General features: G+C 58.0%; 2 protein-coding genes. Both read right to left on the reverse strand.

From position 1 onward, the window contains the following. Positions 1–431 precede the first annotated feature (431 nt). Complete coding sequence (locus tag FGA82_RS31980; protein ID WP_171057407.1) at positions 432–1,190, reverse strand: hypothetical protein; 759 nt, start codon at positions 1,188–1,190, stop codon at positions 432–434. A gap of 177 nt (positions 1,191–1,367) precedes the next feature. Next, the coding region (locus FGA82_RS32360; protein WP_212760565.1) for a hypothetical protein at positions 1,368–1,592 on the reverse strand (225 nt) is incomplete at its 5' end.

Here is a 1,592-nt window from a genome sequence, read left to right on the forward strand (position 1 = left end):
GGGTTCCTTCGCTGCGGGATCGATCCGGGCGCAGCGCCTACGGTTTGCTTCGCTGCACCTCCTCTCGCTGTGTTTGGCTTCGCCAAACGGTCGCTGCGCTCCCACGCCCGGATCAATCCCTCCACTCAGCCTTCCGACGTCGCCTTACAGATCAAGAGCTGCAGCCGAGCTAACGCTCATCCTGTTGAGTGGTGAGAAGCGGAAGCGATGCGCGGTCTGCTCTTGATCTTCTGTGGGAGCGAGCTTGCTCCGGGCGGCGTTCCGACGAAGGCGGCCTGACAGCCGACCCATCTCTGCCGGATGTACTCAAACCTTGTGGGAGCGAGCTTGCTCGCGAAAGCGGCCTCTCATTCACCGGTTGTCTATCGTGTTCACTCCCGCGAGCCCACAAAAAAGCCACCTCTCGGTGGCTTTTCTTTCAACCTCTGCAATCAGTCGTAAATCACTTTCTTCTTCCAGTCGGCATCGGCCTCTACATCTTTCAGGCCGGCAGTCAGTTGGTTCTCTTCACCTTCAACCGGTGCAATCTTGTCCATTACCTGGGCGTTGGCGCGGGCCAGCAGTTTTTCCAGGTATTGCAGTTGTTCTGCGTAGATTTGCGGATCCTGCTGTTTGCGCAGGTATTGCACGCCGCGTTCGAAGGCGAGGCGGGCCTGGCCGGGCTGGTTTTGTTGCAGGGACTGTTGGCCGAGGTTGTTGAAGAATTCGATGTGCAGCAACACCAGAATGTGGCGGACTTCGCGGATCCAGTGCTTGGCTTCGTTCGGCGGCAGGAAGCCGTCGTGGGCGGCGCGGGTGATTTGGCCGTGGAGGGCTTCGAGCAGGAAGCGTACGTCCTTGGCTTTGGCTTCGGTCAGGATCGGGGCCGGCGGGTTATTTACCGGGATCGATTCGCCTTGTGCGACCAGGGCGCTCAGTTCGGTGATGCGCGCTTTGGTGGTGGCGCTGGTTTTTTCCAGGTTCAGCAGGCGCTGGCAGACGTTCAATTCCAGGCGGGTCAGCAGCAGCTTGAGTGCCGGGGTCATGAACTGGCCCGGGAAGGTCTCGGTCAGTTCGCCGCAACGGCGCAGGCGGTCGTTAAGCTCGACCTTGGTGCGGGCCTTCTCCAGTTTGTTGTTTTCCACCACATGGTTCATGTAGCCAATGGCGATCAGAATTGCGATCCCGGCTATGACTAGCAGGGTGATCATGAGTGGTGTCACCGGTAAGACCTCTTTATAGGGTTCGCATGCGAGTGTAGTGGCTGGGCATTTAGCCGCCTAGCGCCGCTCGGCGAGTTGGATCGGCAGGTTCAATCTGTATCGGCCGCACGCTGCTTATATGAATGCTGGCGCTGCGGGTGCAGATTGCCATCACTGTGCGGTGGACTATAACGTCTTGGCGAGTGGCAGAATATAGGCGTCAATCGTCGGGCGACGGAAAAGCCCGGTTGCCGCCGTAAAGCAGGTCGAAGTCATTGATTTAAATAAATTTATATCAAGGGGTTGACGACCTCTCAATCCATCCATAGAATGCGCGCCACTTGCAGCGTAAAGCACACAGCGAAGCGCGGCAGGGAGTGAATGTTGTAGTGTGTCCCCTTCGTCTAGTGG

This window comes from Pseudomonas fluorescens (assembly GCF_005938625.1).
GTDB lineage: Bacteria > Pseudomonadota > Gammaproteobacteria > Pseudomonadales > Pseudomonadaceae > Aquipseudomonas > Aquipseudomonas fluorescens_BD.